The 14,337-nt window shown below is 61.5% G+C and carries 12 protein-coding genes and 1 pseudogene; 3 read left to right on the forward strand and 10 right to left on the reverse strand.

The genetic code is table 11. From position 1 onward, the window contains the following. Positions 1–6: 6 nt before the first annotated feature. The 3 genes from yjiA to LOY69_RS25945 form a co-directional block, all read right to left on the reverse strand. Positions 7–978: a GTPase gene (yjiA, locus tag LOY69_RS25935; RefSeq protein WP_102865429.1), complete on the reverse strand. Its 972-nt coding sequence runs from the start codon at positions 976–978 to the stop codon at positions 7–9. A gap of 114 nt (positions 979–1,092) precedes the next feature. Beyond that, on the reverse strand, positions 1,093–1,290 hold the full coding sequence (locus tag LOY69_RS25940; protein WP_007937254.1) for a YbdD/YjiX family protein: 198 nt from the start codon (positions 1,288–1,290) through the stop codon (positions 1,093–1,095). A 16-nt stretch (positions 1,291–1,306) separates the two neighbouring features. Continuing rightward, entirely contained in the window at positions 1,307–3,373 is a 2,067-nt protein-coding gene (locus LOY69_RS25945) for a carbon starvation CstA family protein (protein ID WP_102882272.1), read from the reverse strand. 286 nt (positions 3,374–3,659) lie between these two features. On the opposite strand from LOY69_RS25945, the gene LOY69_RS30715 reads away from it, so the two are divergent. After that, positions 3,660–4,166, forward strand: a complete 507-nt coding sequence (locus tag LOY69_RS30715) for a PilZ domain-containing protein (RefSeq protein ID WP_413787134.1) — start codon at positions 3,660–3,662, stop codon at positions 4,164–4,166. 661 nt (positions 4,167–4,827) lie between these two features. On the opposite strand, the pseudogene radA reads toward LOY69_RS30715, so the two are convergent. From radA to katB, 3 genes and pseudogenes are all read right to left on the reverse strand, one after another. Further along, a pseudogene (gene radA / locus LOY69_RS25955) lies at positions 4,828–6,218 on the reverse strand (DNA repair protein RadA). 45 nt (positions 6,219–6,263) lie between these two features. Then, positions 6,264–6,824, reverse strand: coding sequence for an ankyrin repeat domain-containing protein (locus LOY69_RS25960; protein ID WP_265073782.1), 561 nt, complete (start codon positions 6,822–6,824; stop codon positions 6,264–6,266). 67 nt (positions 6,825–6,891) lie between these two features. After that, on the reverse strand, positions 6,892–8,433 hold the full coding sequence (katB, locus tag LOY69_RS25965; RefSeq protein ID WP_170002340.1) for a catalase KatB: 1,542 nt from the start codon (positions 8,431–8,433) through the stop codon (positions 6,892–6,894). A 287-nt stretch (positions 8,434–8,720) separates the two neighbouring features. On the opposite strand from katB, the gene mscL reads away from it, so the two are divergent. Further along, positions 8,721–9,134, forward strand: coding sequence for a large-conductance mechanosensitive channel protein MscL (mscL, locus tag LOY69_RS25970; RefSeq protein WP_102882276.1), 414 nt, complete (start codon positions 8,721–8,723; stop codon positions 9,132–9,134). Between the two features lie 47 nt (positions 9,135–9,181). Here the strand turns inward: mscL and LOY69_RS25975 are convergent, their stop codons facing one another. After that, positions 9,182–9,958, reverse strand: a complete 777-nt coding sequence (locus tag LOY69_RS25975) for a ferredoxin--NADP reductase (protein ID WP_265073783.1) — start codon at positions 9,956–9,958, stop codon at positions 9,182–9,184. Positions 9,959–10,172: 214 nt separating this feature from the next. Here LOY69_RS25975 and LOY69_RS25980 point away from each other — a divergent pair, with 214 nt between their 5' ends. Next, entirely contained in the window at positions 10,173–11,297 is a 1,125-nt protein-coding gene (locus tag LOY69_RS25980; protein WP_265073784.1) for a methyltransferase, read from the forward strand. A gap of 66 nt (positions 11,298–11,363) precedes the next feature. Here LOY69_RS25980 and LOY69_RS25985 read toward each other — a convergent pair whose 3' ends face one another. The 3 genes from LOY69_RS25985 to LOY69_RS25995 form a co-directional block, all read right to left on the reverse strand. Continuing rightward, complete coding sequence (locus LOY69_RS25985; protein ID WP_102865421.1) at positions 11,364–11,531, reverse strand: DUF2474 domain-containing protein; 168 nt, start codon at positions 11,529–11,531, stop codon at positions 11,364–11,366. A 112-nt stretch (positions 11,532–11,643) separates the two neighbouring features. Further along, positions 11,644–12,651: a cytochrome d ubiquinol oxidase subunit II gene (gene cydB, locus LOY69_RS25990; protein ID WP_102882278.1), complete on the reverse strand. Its 1,008-nt coding sequence runs from the start codon at positions 12,649–12,651 to the stop codon at positions 11,644–11,646. Positions 12,652–12,654: 3 nt separating this feature from the next. Then, complete coding sequence (locus LOY69_RS25995; RefSeq protein WP_102865419.1) at positions 12,655–14,094, reverse strand: cytochrome ubiquinol oxidase subunit I; 1,440 nt, start codon at positions 14,092–14,094, stop codon at positions 12,655–12,657. Between the last annotated feature and the right edge of the window lie 243 nt (positions 14,095–14,337).

Below are 14,337 nucleotides of genomic sequence, written 5' to 3' on the forward strand. Positions count from 1 at the left end.
AGGACTTCAGCCCCCCAGCATCTTCTCGAAGCCCTGCCGGATCTTCTCTTCCGGCAGATCGTCGGCAATGAACACCATCACACTCTCCCGCGCCTCGCCCTCAGCCCATTCGGTATCCCAGTCAAAGCCATAAAGCTTGAGCACGCCCTGGAACACCATGCGCCGTGGCTCGTCGATCACGTTCAGCACGCCCTTGTAACGCAACAATTGCTTGCCATGATCCTCCAGCAGCTCATTCATGAACTCGCTGAGGCGATCCAGGTCCAGGGCCTGTTCAGTGCGCAGCACCAGGCTGGAAATCCGATCCACCGAGGGTGCCGGGCTCACCGGACGCAGGCTGATGCCGCCGCCCAGATCAGCATTCAAGTTGAAGCCCCGCACATCCAGCAGTTCCGCCAGATCGATCCGGCCGTGCTCCACCAGGCGAATCGGCGCCCGGCGGTTGATCCGCGTCAGGCGCTGGCTGAGGGCCTCGAAGGTCTGCTCATCCACCAGGTCGCGCTTGCTCACCAGCAGCCGGTCGGCAAAGCCGATCTGCGCCTGGGCGATGGTCTGGGTCAGGTGGAACTCGGCGTGCTTGGCATCCACCAGGGTAATGATGCCGTCGAGGATGTAGCGCTCACGCAACTCTTCATCAATGAAAAAGGTCTGCGCCACCGGAGCCGGGTCGGCCAATCCGGTGCACTCGATCACCAGTCGATCAAAGGCGATCTCGCCACTGTCCAGGCGCTCCAGCAGTAGATACAGGGCCTTGGTCAGGTCGGTGTGGATGGTGCAGCAGACACAGCCATTGGACAGGGTCATGACCTGGACCGGCTCGTCCCCCAGCAGCTGGGTGTCGATACCGGCATCACTGAACTCATTCTCGATCACAGCGATCTTCAAACCGTGCTCGGCCTTGAGCAGATGACGCAGCAAAGTGGTCTTGCCGGCGCCGAGGAAACCGCTGAGCACGGTGACGGGAATAGGATTTTGCAAAACAGGATCTCCCACGCATAAAAACGTAGGAGCCGGCTGGCCGACGATGGCGTCAATCAGAGCGCTATCGCCGAGCAGCCGGCTCCTACATGGGTGTGGCTTACACGCTGTACTTCAACAGCACTTCGGACCGCCCTTGCCGCCGTACCGGGCTTCCTGGCGTTCACGGAAGAACGCCTCGTACGACATCACCGGCTTGTCCGGGTGCTTGGTTTGCATATGCTCGACGTAGTTGTCGTAGTCGGGCATGCCGACCATCAGGCGCGCGGCCTGACCGAGGTATTTACCGAGGCGACTCAGGTCATTGAACATGGTTGCAATCCTCGGGTTACGCGTCAGGCACAGCCTGGTAGGGCGATTCTTTATCCGTACGCTCCTTGCTGCCCCAAGCCGCGATACCGACCTTGAGCGCGTAGAACAGGATGCTGAACACCACCAGCAGGAACAAGGCGGTCAGGGTCGCGTTGGTGTAGGCGTTGAAGATCACGTGCTGCATCTGCGTGATGTCCTTGGCCGGAGCGAGGATCTGACCATTGGCCATCGCATCGCTGTATTTCTTCGCCAGCGACAGGAAGCCAATCGCCGGGTTGGCGTCGAACAGCTTGATGAAGCCCGCAGTCGTGGTGCAGATCAGCAGCCAGACAGCCGGCAGCAGGGTGACCCAGATGTAGCGCTGGCGCTTCATCTTGATCAGGACCACGGTGCCCAGCATCAGGGCGATACCGGCCAGCATCTGGTTGGAGATGCCGAACAGCGGCCACAAGGTGTTGATGCCGCCCAGCGGATCGATCACGCCCTGGTACAGCAGGTAGCCCCACAGGGACACGCAACCGGCGGTAGCAATCAGGTTGGCGGTCCAGGATTCAGTGCGTTTGAGCGCTGGAACGAAAGACCCCAGCAAATCCTGGAGCATGAAACGACCGGCACGGGTACCGGCATCCACAGCGGTCAGAATGAACAGGGCTTCGAACAGGATCGCGAAGTGATACCAGAACGCCATGGTGTTCTCACCCGGCAGTACTTGGTGGAGGATCTGCGCGATACCCACCGCCAGGGTCGGTGCCCCACCGGCACGGGCCAGGATGGTGTTTTCACCGATGTCCTTGGCCACCGCCTGCAATTGTTCCGGGCTGATGACAAAGCCCCAGCTGCTGACGGTCTGGGCCACGGCCACCACGTCGCCGCCGACGATGGCCGCCGGGCTGTTCATGGCGAAGTAAACGCCAGGCTCGATCACCGAAGCCGCGACCATGGCCATGATCGCCACGAAGGACTCCATGAGCATGCCGCCGTAGCCGATGTAGCGGGCGTTGGTTTCGTTATCCAGCAGCTTGGGCGTGGTCCCCGAGGAGATCAACGCATGAAAGCCCGACACCGCGCCACAAGCGATGGTGATGAACAGGAACGGGAACAGGCCGCCTTTCCATACCGGGCCAGTGCCATCGGTGAACTGGGTCAGGGCCGGCATTTTCAGCTCGGGCATGGTGATCAGGATGCCAATCGCCAGGGCGATGATGGTACCGATCTTGAGGAAGGTCGATAGATAGTCACGGGGCGCCAGGATCAGCCACACCGGCAGCACCGCGGCGACAAAACCGTAGCCGATCAGCATCCAGGTGATCTGGATGCCGGTGAAGGTAAACATCTTGCCCCAGACCGGATCGGCGGCCACCTGCCCCCCCAGCCAGATGGAACCCAGCAGCAATAGAACGCCGATCAACGAAATCTCGCCGATGCGGCCCGGGCGGATGTAGCGCATGTACACGCCCATGAACACCGCGATCGGAATGGTCGCCATCACCGTGAAGATGCCCCACGGGCTCTCGGCCAGGGCCTTGACCACGATCAGCGCCAGCACCGCGAGGATGATGATCATGATCAGGAAGCAGCCGAACAGCGCAATGGTGCCGGGAATACGCCCCATTTCCTCACGGACCATGTCGCCCAGGGAACGGCCGTTACGCCGGGTGGACAGGAACAGCACCATGAAGTCCTGAACCGCACCGGCCAGGACCACCCCGGCAATCAGCCACAGGGTGCCGGGCAGGTAGCCCATCTGCGCCGCCAGGACCGGGCCCACCAAAGGGCCGGCGCCGGCAATGGCCGCGAAGTGGTGACCGAAGAGAATGTGTTTGTTGGTCGGCACATAGTCCAGACCGTCATTGTTGAGCACGGCGGGAGTGGCCCGACGCGGGTCCAGCTGCATCACATTATTGGCAATGAACAGACTGTAGTACCGGTACGCCACCAGATAGATGGCCACCGCGGCCACCACAATCCACAAGGCGTTGATCGCCTCGCCGCGACGCAATGCAACTACGCCGAGGGCGCACGCTCCTACGATTGCCAGCAGCAGCCAAGGGACATGGCGCAGCAGGCTATTATTATTTTTCATTTTTTTATTCCGGCCAGGGGGATAGAAAAACAGCATTTCGAGTGTAGCGCTACTGTTCTCAAAGACCACCCCCCACGTTGGTCTAGAGCCTTCTTTTATCTTATGAGCGGCATTTTTTTGGAAATTTTTCTGCTCAAGGCGCACCGCCACAAAACCCTGAATCAGGCCCATTCGTCCGGCAAGCCGCGAGCACGGCGGCATTGCATTTTTTTTGCGGTCCGATGGCTTTGTAGCGACAGTAATAAACCGGGGTCTATAGTCAGTGCACCACGCAGAGGGCCAGCCCATGAGCGAGCAACACGCCGAACGCCGACGCTTCAAACGCATCGCCTTCGATGCCACGACTGAACTGAGTCAAGGCACCCACCGCTGGCCGGTGCGGTTGCTGGACCTGTCCCTCAAGGGACTGTTGATCGAACGCCCCGACCCCTGGCTCGGAGATCCCAACCGCCCCTTCGAAGCCGATATTCACCTGGGCCTCGATGCCGATGTGCGTATGAATGTGCAACTGGCCCACGACCATAACGGTCAGTTGGGCTTCGTCTGCCTGCACATCGGCCTGGAGTCCATCGAACACCTCAGGAGGTTTGATCGAGCTGAAACCTGGGGGACCCCGAGGAGTTTGGAGCGGGAAACTGGGTGCGCTGATCAGTATTTGATCAAAGGCACCAGGATTCAGGGGAACAGCGGCGGGTTTCGGGAAAGTCGCTTTCCATGTCCCAGTAACCCGCTTGCTGCCGTGACGATACTGTCCATTGGCCGTCGACATAACGGAAGGTGCGATAGGTGGTGATGAACTCTTCGTTTCTCCATCGACGACGCCGATGACACCTGCTGGATGCTTTCGGTGCCCCCTTCCCGGGACGGCACGATCCGCCACGCCGCCTTGCCAGTCTGGGCAAACACCAGCGGCTGCCTTTTCCCCTTCTTCACCCAGATAGAGCACCGAGTCCAGCTGACTCTGCTGCGGCATCAGCACTTGCGTGGCCGGACCGCTGTAGCTGCCCATGGGGGCGGTCTGGTCGACGGTGAGGAAAAAAACGCCGGCGATGGCAGGCCGTTGAGCGGCGCCTTTTTCCACCGTGGCCAGGGGATAGCCCAAGGAACCTCTGCGCAAGCACCTCGCCCACCGTCGGAAAACCAGGCGCACCTGAGCGCCCAAGGGCGTGGTCGGGTGATCGTCCTCGGATTGGGCAAAGCTGTCCGGCGTCCAGGCCATTGCCCCAGCTGTCGGCGTGCAGTTTGCGGCGTGATGCGCACATCCTCCAGCACCTCCAGCAGCGAGCCATCGCCCACCAGCACTTGCTGGGCCACGCGATAGCCCTCGGGCACCTCGCTCGGCTTGCGCCACGGCAAAAGCCCACTGCCACACAGCAGGCTGAGGCCCAGCCCACCAGCCCTTCAACTTTGTCATGCCCATTACCTGCTTCCTTCCATGAGAGCCCAGCTCGATTTTATTCGAAGAGCGCATCCAACGCCTGTTTCCAGGCGGGTCACGGCAATGATCTTCAAGCCCGGCGGCGACTCTTTCGGCGCATTGCCCCTTGGGCCACGATGGCCCGTTTTGAAGCCGTGCTTGGCGGCCTCTTTCAAACGCTCCTGGCCGCTGGGCACCGGACGCACTTCACCGGACAGGCCGACTTCACCGAACACCAGCAAGTCATGGGGCAGCGGACGATTGCGCAAGCTCGACATCACGGCGGCCATCAACGCCAGGTCGGAGGCGGTTTTCCAGCACCTTGACCCCACCCACCACGTTGAGGAAACACGTCCTGGTCATGGGTCGGAATCCCGCCGTGGCGATGCAGCACCGCCAGCAGCATGGCCAGGCGGTTTTCTGATCCAGGCCCAGGGTGGACCCGGCGCGCGGATTGGCCAGGTGGCTGTCATCCACCAGCGCCTGGACTTCCACCAGCATCGGCCGGGTGGCCTTCCCCAGGTGGCCATCACCACGCTGCCGGGCACTTCTTCCTGGGCCCGAGTGAGGAAAAATCGCCGAAGGGTTTGGAGACTTCCTTCAAACCGCGGTCGGTCATGCCGAAACACACCCAGCTCATTGACTGCACCAAAAACGGTTTCTTCACCGCCCGCAGCAACCGCAGGCGACCGTCAGACTCGCCCTCGAAATACAGCACGGTGTCCGACCATGTGCTCCAGCACCCGCGGCCCGGCCAGGGGCGCCTTCCTTGGTCCACGTGGGCCCACCAGGAAAAATCGCCGTGCCGCTCTGCTTGGCGTAACGCACCAGCAAGGCGGCGCTCTCGCGCACCTGGGACACGCCGCCCGGAGCCGATTGCAGCTGTTCGGTGAAGATGGTCTGGATCGAGTCGATCACCATGACCTTGGGTTTTTCCACCCGAGCGGTGGCGATGATGGTTTCGATGCAGGTCTCGGTCATCACCCGCAACTGATCCTGGGGCAGGCCCAGGCGCCGGGCGCGCATCGCCACCTGCTGCTGAGACTCCTCGCCAGTGACGTACAGGGCCGGCATCCGCGTGGCGATGTTGCACAGGGTCTGCAGCAGGATGGTCGACTTGCCGATCCCCGGATCACCACCGATCAGCACCACCGAGCCGTCCACCAGGCCGCCGCCCAGCACTCGGTCGAGCTCGCCGGAAGCGGTGGAGAAACGTGGAATTTCCTCGACGCTGACTTCTGCCAGGGTCTTGATCTGCGCCTGTTGCCCGGCCCAGCCAGTGCGCCCGGCAGGTGCCGCGGCACCACCGCTTTCGATCATGGTCTCGGTCAGGGTGTTCCAGGCCCCGCACTCGCCACATTGCCCGGCCCATTTGGGAAAGGTGGAGCCGCACTCGGTGCAGCCGTACATGCGCTTGGCCTTGGCCATCTGAACCCCCGGCAAAAACCGCGATGATAGCTCAGCTGGAACCGATCAGCGCGGCGCCGTGGTGCGTATCTGCCCGCTGACCAGCCGCGTGGCGCTATTGCCCAGCGGGTCTTCGGCATTCAGGTCAGCGCCCTTGGCGGCCAAGGCGTCCAACAGTTCGACCCGCTTGAACAACCCGGCGTACATGGCCGCCGTCTGCCCGGCGCCATTGCGCTGATCGGGACTGCAATCGGTCGCCAGCAAACGCCGAGCGATCTGCACCTCGCCCTTGAAGATCGCCCCCATCAACGCCGTGTTGCCGCGTTTGTCCTGGGCACAGGCATTGGCGCCGGCGTCCAGCAGGCGCTCCACTGCCGGACCCTGGCCGTGATAAGCGGCGAGGATCAACGCGGTGTAGCCCTTTTCATCCTGGGTATCGAGGGAGTAACCGGCCTCGATAAAGGTGTCGAGCATTTCCACATCGCCCCGGCGGGCGGCATCGAAATAGTAGTGTTCCAGCTGCACCTTGACCGCCACCGGGTCGGCGGCGGTCGCGGCTTCGGCCGCCGGCTGCGCGTAGGCGGCAAACGAACAGGCCACTGACAGCAGCGCTGTAAAAAGACGCATGGCACGACTCCTCTGTCGGAAAAAGCCGTCACGCCCGGGCGGGCGTGACGGAGTGAAACGCGCTCGATCAATCGCTCAGCTTGGCCGCCAGCGCCTTGACCCGAGTCAGGTCGCCCTTGGCCACGCGGGTCACGCCGGTGCCGTACTCCGGGTCGGCCTTATACAGGAACGACAGGATGATGTGCTTGCTCTCATCATCGGTGGTGGCCAGGGAGCCGCCGAAGCTGTCGATCAGGTCCTGACGTTCCTTCTTGCTGAAGGAACGGTACAGATCACCGGCCTGCTTGAAGTTCTGCTCGCGCTGGATCTTCGCCTGCTGGGTGCTGCCCGACAGTGCCAGCTGGCTGTAGCGCGCGGTTTGCGGCTCTTCGCGGGGCATCAGGCGGCTCGGCTGGTAGTTGACCCCCGTGCTGGTGTGACCCAGGTTCATCGCGCCGTCCTGGTTGCCGTTGTTCACCGGGTTCTTCGGTGCGTTGATCGGCAGTTGCAGAGCATTGGCGCCGATGCGGTACATCTGGGTATCGGCGTAGGAGAACACCCGGCCTTGCAGCAGGCGGTCTTCCGAAGGCTCGATCCCCGGTACCAGGTTGGACGGGGCCATGGCCACTTGCTCAGTCTCTTGGAAGACGTTGGCCGGGTTACGGTTCAACACCATCTGTCCCACTTTGCGCTCGGGCACATCCGGCCAGATCTTGGTGGCGTCCAGCGGGTCGAAATCAAACTTGGCCAAGTCTTCGGGTTTCAATACCTGGACATACAAGTCCCACTTGGGAAAGTCCCCTTTATTAATGTGGGTTACCAAGTCATGGGTCATATGGCTGTAATCACGCCCTTGTACCTCGACCACCTGTTTCGGATCGAGATTCTTCAGACCTTGCAGACTCTTCCAGTGAAACTTCACGTAGTGCACTTCACCCTTGGCGTTGATCAACTTGTAGGCGTGCACCCCATTACCATCCATTTCCCGGTAACTGGCCGGAGTTCCGGAGTTGGAATACAGCTCGGTCAATGTGCGAGTGGCTTCGGGAACATGAGAGAAGAAATCAAAACGTCGCGAGTCATCATCCAGATTGGTACGCGGATCGGGTTTGAACGCGTGCACCATGTCCGGAAACTTGATGGCATCGCGAATGAAGAAGGTCGGGAAGTTGTTGCCGACCAGGTCCCAGTTCCCCTCTGCGGTATAGAACTTGGTGGCGAAACCCCGTGGATCACGCAAGGTTTCCGGGGAGTGGTTGCCATGCACCACCGACGAGAAACGCACGAATACCGGGGTCACCTCGCCGGCGGCAAACACCTTGGCACGGGTCAGGTCGCTGAGGTTGTCGGTGACGGTGAAGGTGCCGTGGGCGCCGGTGCCACGGGCGTGTACCACGCGCTCTGGAATGCGCTCGCGATCAAAACGCTGAAGTTTCTGGATCAGTTGCACATCTTGCAGCAACACCGGGCCGGTGGCGCCTGCGGTCTGTGAATTCTGGTTATCGCCCACTGCCGCGCCATTGTCGCGGGTCAGCGTGGCGGCCTGTACGGAAAGGGAAAGCAGACTGGCGGCAAGCACGCCCAGTACGCGTCGCTGGGAAAAACTCCCAAGGCCAAGAGAAGCGGTCATGTTGAATTCCTCTAGTTATATAAGGCGCATCTCGGTGCGCCTGCTAGAGGCTAGTGACTAAACATTTGAAAGATAAATAGAAAGGCCATAACCCATCGATTGACAGAATGTTCTGGTTATCTCGTCAAATGCGGGGTATATCGCGCGCGATCCGATGGCACTTTGAAAAAACTCTTTGCCTGTTTATCGGTCAATAACCCCGCGTGCTGTTAAAAGTTGTGTCGGCAAAATGCTTTTTGCTGAATTACACTGCCGTAACCAACCTCATCTGTAACAAGGAATAACCTATGGGCGTGCTAAGTGAGTTCAAGGCCTTCGCGGTCAAAGGTAACGTGGTCGATATGGCCGTGGGTATCATCATCGGCGCCGCGTTCGGCAAGATCGTCTCGTCCTTTGTCGGCGACGTGGTCATGCCGCCCATCGGCGTGTTGGTCGGTGGGGTGAACTTCGGGGACCTGGCGGTCACGCTGAAAGCGGCGGCAGGGGATGCACCCGCGGTGGTTCTGGCCTATGGCAAGTTCATCCAGAGCATCATCGACTTCATCATCATCGCCTTCGCCATCTTCATGGGCGTCAAGGTCATCAACCGCCTGAAACGCGAAGAAGCCGTGGCCCCTACCCTGCCACCGGTACCGACCAAGGAAGAAGAGCTGCTGGGAGAGATCCGCGATCTGCTCAAGGCGCAGAACAACAAGCCCTGAGGCGAGTCCTGCAATACATCAACGGCGCCCTCAAGGCGCCGTTTTGGTTACCAGTAAGTCTCCACCGCCACCTGCCCCGGCCGTCGACTCAGGCTCAGGTTCATCCCTCGCTGCTTGAGCAAGGCACGGGTGTCGTCGATCATCTGTGGGTTGCCGCAGAGCATCACCCGGGAATGCTCGGGGGTCAGTTCCACTCCAGCGGCACGTTCCAGCTCGCCGTTCTCGATCAGTTGGGTGATGCGCCCATTGAGGCTGCCCGGGTGCTGCTCGCGGGTCACGGTGCTGATGAATTGCAACTTATGCGTGAACTCGGCCAGGTACTCACGTTGCGGCAACTCGGCAAGCAACTGCTGATAAGCCAGCTCCCTGGCCTCGCGCACGCTGTAGACCAGGATGATGCGTTCGAATTTCTCCCAGACCTCGAAGTCCTGAAGGATCGACAGGAACGGCGCAATCCCGGTGCCTGTGGATAACAACCAGAGATCGCGACCGTCGACGAAACGATCCAGGGTCAGGTAGCCAAAGGCCTGACGATCCACCAGCAGGCTGTCCCCCACTTCCAGGCGGCTCAGCTCACTGGTGAACTCGCCGCCGGGCACCACGATGGAGAAAAACTCGAGAAACTCATCGAACGGCGACGACACCATGGAATAGGCGCGCCACACCGTGCTGCCATCGGCCTTGGTCACCCCGAGACGAGCGAACTGCCCGGCGCGAAAGCGAAAACCCGCATCCCGGGTAGTGCGCAGGGTGAACAGGCTGGAGGTCAGCGGCTGGACCTCGAGCAGGGTCTGGCGAGTGTACTTTTCTTCACTGGCGGTCATGACGGGCTCCACAAAAGCGATGCGCTAGTGTCCCGCAAAGCGCCGGACAGAAACACCGGCGGTTTGTAGTGGCATAGAGCGCGGGCAATCCCCGGCAAAAAAACGTACCATTTAGCCCCGCTTCGAATGGCCCGCGCCTGCGCTGTTCGAGGGTTCCCGTGCGCGCGACAGACCCCACCGCCGGGACATTCACCGATTACCTAGAGTCCGCCCCATGCCCCTGCTTGCAAGCCCCTTCGCCCAGCTCGACCTGATCCGCCAGCCCGAACAGCAAAACGAGCCGCTGCAAGCCTTCGACGCAGCGGACGAATACCTGCTCAACCATCTGGCCGAGCAGCAACCGACCAGCGATACCCGGGTGCTGATCCTCAACGACAGCTTCGGCGCCCTGGCTGCAAGCCTGCTGGGCAAGGTCCAGGTCAGCAGCAGCGGCGATTCGTACCTGGGCGCCCTGGCCCTGGAAAAGAATCTGGTGCGCAACGGCCTGCCCTTTGACGCCCTGCGGGTGATACCGGCCAGCGAGCCGTTGCACGGTTCCTTCGACCGGGTGCTGATTCGCGTCCCCAAAACCCTGGCCCTGCTGGAAGAACAGCTGATCCGCCTGCAGGGACAACTGGCCCCTGGCGCCCAGGTCGTGGCGGCGGCCATGGTCAAGCACCTGCCCCGCGCCGCCGGTGACTTGCTGGAGCGCTACATCGGCCCGGTGCAGGCCTCCCTGGCGGTGAAAAAGGCCCGCCTGCTAGTTGCCACGCCAGCAGCCAGACCGCCGGTCGTGTCGCCCTACCCGACCCGCTATCGCCTGGAGCAGCCGGCCATCGAGCTGCTCAACCACGCCAACGTGTTCTGCCGCGAAGGCCTGGACATCGGCACCCGCGCCTTCCTCCCGCACTTGCCACAGAACCTCGGCAGCGCCCGGGTCGCGGACCTGGGCTGCGGCAACGGCGTGCTAGCGATCGCCAGCGCCCTGGACAACCCCCAGGCCCACTACACCCTGGTGGACGAATCCTTCATGGCCGTGCAGTCGGCACGGGAGAACTGGCAGGCCGTGCTGGGCGAGCGCGAAGCCCAGATGCGCGCCGGCGATGGCCTGGCCGGTCAGGCGCCGCAGTCCCTGGACGTGGTGCTGTGCAACCCGCCGTTCCACCAGCAGCAGGTGGTGGGCGACTTCCTCGCCTGGCGCATGTTCCAACAGGCCCGGGAAGCCCTGGTGGTGGGCGGTGCGCTGTATATCGTCGGCAACCGTCACCTGGGTTATCACAGCAAGCTGGCGCGGCTGTTCCGCGGCGTCGAACAAGTGGCGGCCACGCCCAAGTTCGTGATCCTCAAAGCGCGCAAGTAACAGGCAAAAAAAACCCTCCGCAAGCGGAGGGTTGAAACCGTGCCGCAAGGCAACGGGATGGGATGATCAGTGGGTAGTCAGGCCCGCGGCGCTCATGAACATGCGCATCAGGCTGGCCACCACGAACAGGGCCAGCACACTGCCACCCCAGATCATCGCCAGCCAGCCCAGGCGCCGCCACAGGGGCTGTTTTTCCGCCTGTTCGATTTCCTGCAAAGAGTGTTTATCGCTCATGATTTCAACTCCTGCTTGACCCAAACCCTCGTCGGAGCTGGCTGGCCAGTGAAAGCGCCGGCCAGCCAGGCACAAGGTGCAAGGGCCTGTTCGCCGGCAAGCCGGCTCCTACCTAGTGGTAACCGTCTTCGTGGGTGACCTTGCCGCGGAACACGTAGTAGCTCCAGAAGGTGTAACCCAGGATGAACGGGATGATGAACAAGGTGCCCACCAGCATGAAGCCCTGGCTTTGCGGCGGCGCCGCGGCGTCCCAGATGGAGATCGACGGCGGCACGATGTTCGGCCACAGGCTGATACCCAGGCCGCTGTAGCCGAGGAAGATCAGCACCAGGGTCAACAGGAACGGCGTGTAATGCGCGTTGCGGGCCACAGCACGGAGCAGGCCGTACATGGTCACCAGCACCAGGATCGGCACCGGCAGGAACCAGAACAGATTGGGCAGGGTGAACCAGCGCGCCGCGATATCGGCATGGGCCAAGGGCGTCCAGATACTGACGATGCCGATCACCGCCAGCACCACATAGGCCAGGGGCCGGGCCAGGTCATGCATCTGCTGCTGCAGCTTGCCTTCGGTCTTCATGATCAGCCAGGTGCAGCCAAGCAAGGCATAGGCCACCACCAGCGCCAGGCCGCAGAACAGGGTGAAGGGCGTCAGCCAGTCCAGGGAGCCACCGGCAAACTGGCGGTCCACCACCGGCAAGCCGTCGATGAATGCGCCCAAAGCCACGCCCTGGAAGAAGGTCGCCGCCGCCGAGCCGCCGATAAACGCCTTGTCCCAGATATGACGCTTGTCTTCCTTGGCCTTGAAGCGGAACTCAAAGGCCACCCCGCGGAAGATCAGGCCGATCAGCATCAGGATCAGCGGCAGGTACAGCGCCGAGAGCACCACCGAGTAGGCCAGCGGGAAGGCGCCAAACAAAGCCGCGCCCCCCAGCACCAGCCAGGTCTCGTTGCCGTCCCAGACCGGGGCGACGGTGTTCATCATCACGTCACGGTCGCGGTCGTCCTTGACGAACGGGAAGAGAATCCCGATCCCCAGGTCGAAGCCGTCCATGACCACATACATCATGATGCCGAAGATGATAATCACGGCCCACAACAGCGGAAGATCAATACCCATGACTCAGTTCCCCTTGTTCAGGCGGGTGCCGTGGTCGGCGTCGTGGTCATCGTCGGCTGCGGACAGCGGACGGGCCGGGGTACGTTTCTGCCCGGGACCACCGTGGCTGGTTTCGGCACCTTCGTTGGTGACCGGGCCTTTACGCACCAGGCGCATCATGTAGCCCAGACCCACGCCGAACAGCGAGAAATACACCACCACGAACAACGCCAGGGTGATGCTCATCTGCACAAAACTGTGTGCGGACGAAGCATCCGCCGTGCGCATCAGGCCATAGACCACCCAAGGCTGACGGCCGATCTCGGTGGTGAACCAGCCCGCCAGGATCGCGATCAGGCCGGACGGCCCCATCCACAACGTCAGGTACAGGAACGGACGTGAGGTGTAGAGGGTGCCGCGCTTGCGCAGCCAGACACTCCACAGGCCGGTGAAGATCATCAGCATGCCCAGGCCCACCATGACCCGGAACGACCAGAACACAATGGTCGAGTTGGGGCGGTCTTCGGGCGGGAACTCCTTGAGCGCCGGCACCTGCTTGTCCAGCGAGTGGGTGAGGATCAGGCTGCCCAGGTAAGGGATTTCCACTGCGTATTTGGTTTTCTCAGCCTTCATGTCCGGCCAGCCGAAGAGGATCAGCGGGGTCGGCTCATTACCGACGTTTTCCCAGTGACCTTCGATGGCGGCGATTTTCGCCGGCTGGTGCTTGAGGGTATTCAGACCGTGGAAGTCGCCGATCACCGCCTGCACCGGCGCCACGATCAAGGCCATCCACATGGCCATCGACAGCATGCGACGAATGGCCGGGTTGTCGCGGCCCCGCAGCAAGTGCCAGGCTGCGGACGAGCCGACGAAGAACGCCGTGGCGACGAACGCCGCCACCGCCATGTGCGCCAGGCGATAGGGGAATGACGGGTTGAAGATCACCGCCAGCCAGTCCACCGGAATCACTCGGCCGTCAACGATTTCGAAGCCTTGCGGGGTCTGCATCCAACTGTTGGAGGACAGAATCCAGAAGGTCGAAATCAGGGTGCCAATGGCCACCATCACCGTGGAGAAGAAGTGCAGCTTGCGCCCGACCTTGTTCCAGCCGAACAGCATGACCCCGAGGAAACCAGCCTCGAGGAAGAACGCGGTGAGCACTTCATAGGTGAGCAAGGGGCCGGTGACAGCACCCGCAAAATCGGAGAAACGGCTCCAGTTGGTGCCGAACTGGTAGGACATCACCAGACCGGAAACCACCCCCATGCCGAAGTTGACAGCGAAGATCTTCGACCAGAAGTGGTAAAGATCACGATAGGTATCGTCGCGGGTCTTGAGCCACAGGCCTTCGAGTACCGCCAGATAACTCGCCAGACCAATGGTGATGGCCGGGAACAGGATGTGGAACGAAACGGTGAATGCGAACTGAATTCGGGCGAGATCAAGCGCCTCTAAACCGAACATAAGCTTTCCTCTATCAGGTAAAACCGGCTGCGGGCCAAAGGCCAGCGCCTACTGCCCCCACGGATATGGAGTTCGGCGAATTCGGATTCGTTCTTTTTTAAACCATCGCAACGTAGGGATTCTGGCCCTTGGGCCGCCACATCAAACCACTGGAAAAGGTTTTGATCTGGGTCAAGCAACGTTAAAAGAGTAGTCCTATTTTCAGCGCGCAACTCTGTGGTTATTTGCCGCGTGACAGCTTGC

The organism is Pseudomonas sp. B21-059, assembly GCF_026016285.1.
GTDB lineage: Bacteria > Pseudomonadota > Gammaproteobacteria > Pseudomonadales > Pseudomonadaceae > Aquipseudomonas > Aquipseudomonas danubii.

Excerpts from the sequence above, each read along its gene's own strand:
- LOY69_RS30715 (WP_413787134.1), top strand. The coding sequence starts at position 3,660 with ATGAGCGAGCAACACGCCGAACGCCGACGCTTCAAACGCATCGCCTTC.
- LOY69_RS25980 (WP_265073784.1), top strand. The coding sequence starts at position 10,173 with ATGCCCCTGCTTGCAAGCCCCTTCGCCCAGCTCGACCTGATCCGCCAG.
- katB (WP_170002340.1), bottom strand. The coding sequence starts at position 8,433 with ATGACCGCTTCTCTTGGCCTTGGGAGTTTTTCCCAGCGACGCGTACTG.
- LOY69_RS25960 (WP_265073782.1), bottom strand. The coding sequence starts at position 6,824 with ATGCGTCTTTTTACAGCGCTGCTGTCAGTGGCCTGTTCGTTTGCCGCC.
- LOY69_RS25975 (WP_265073783.1), bottom strand. The coding sequence starts at position 9,958 with ATGACCGCCAGTGAAGAAAAGTACACTCGCCAGACCCTGCTCGAGGTC.
- cydB (WP_102882278.1), bottom strand. The coding sequence starts at position 12,651 with ATGGGTATTGATCTTCCGCTGTTGTGGGCCGTGATTATCATCTTCGGC.
- LOY69_RS25940 (WP_007937254.1), bottom strand. The coding sequence starts at position 1,290 with ATGTTCAATGACCTGAGTCGCCTCGGTAAATACCTCGGTCAGGCCGCG.
- LOY69_RS25945 (WP_102882272.1), bottom strand. The coding sequence starts at position 3,373 with ATGAAAAATAATAATAGCCTGCTGCGCCATGTCCCTTGGCTGCTGCTG.
- mscL (WP_102882276.1), top strand. The coding sequence starts at position 8,721 with ATGGGCGTGCTAAGTGAGTTCAAGGCCTTCGCGGTCAAAGGTAACGTG.
- LOY69_RS25995 (WP_102865419.1), bottom strand. The coding sequence starts at position 14,094 with ATGTTCGGTTTAGAGGCGCTTGATCTCGCCCGAATTCAGTTCGCATTC.
- LOY69_RS25985 (WP_102865421.1), bottom strand. The coding sequence starts at position 11,531 with ATGAGCGATAAACACTCTTTGCAGGAAATCGAACAGGCGGAAAAACAG.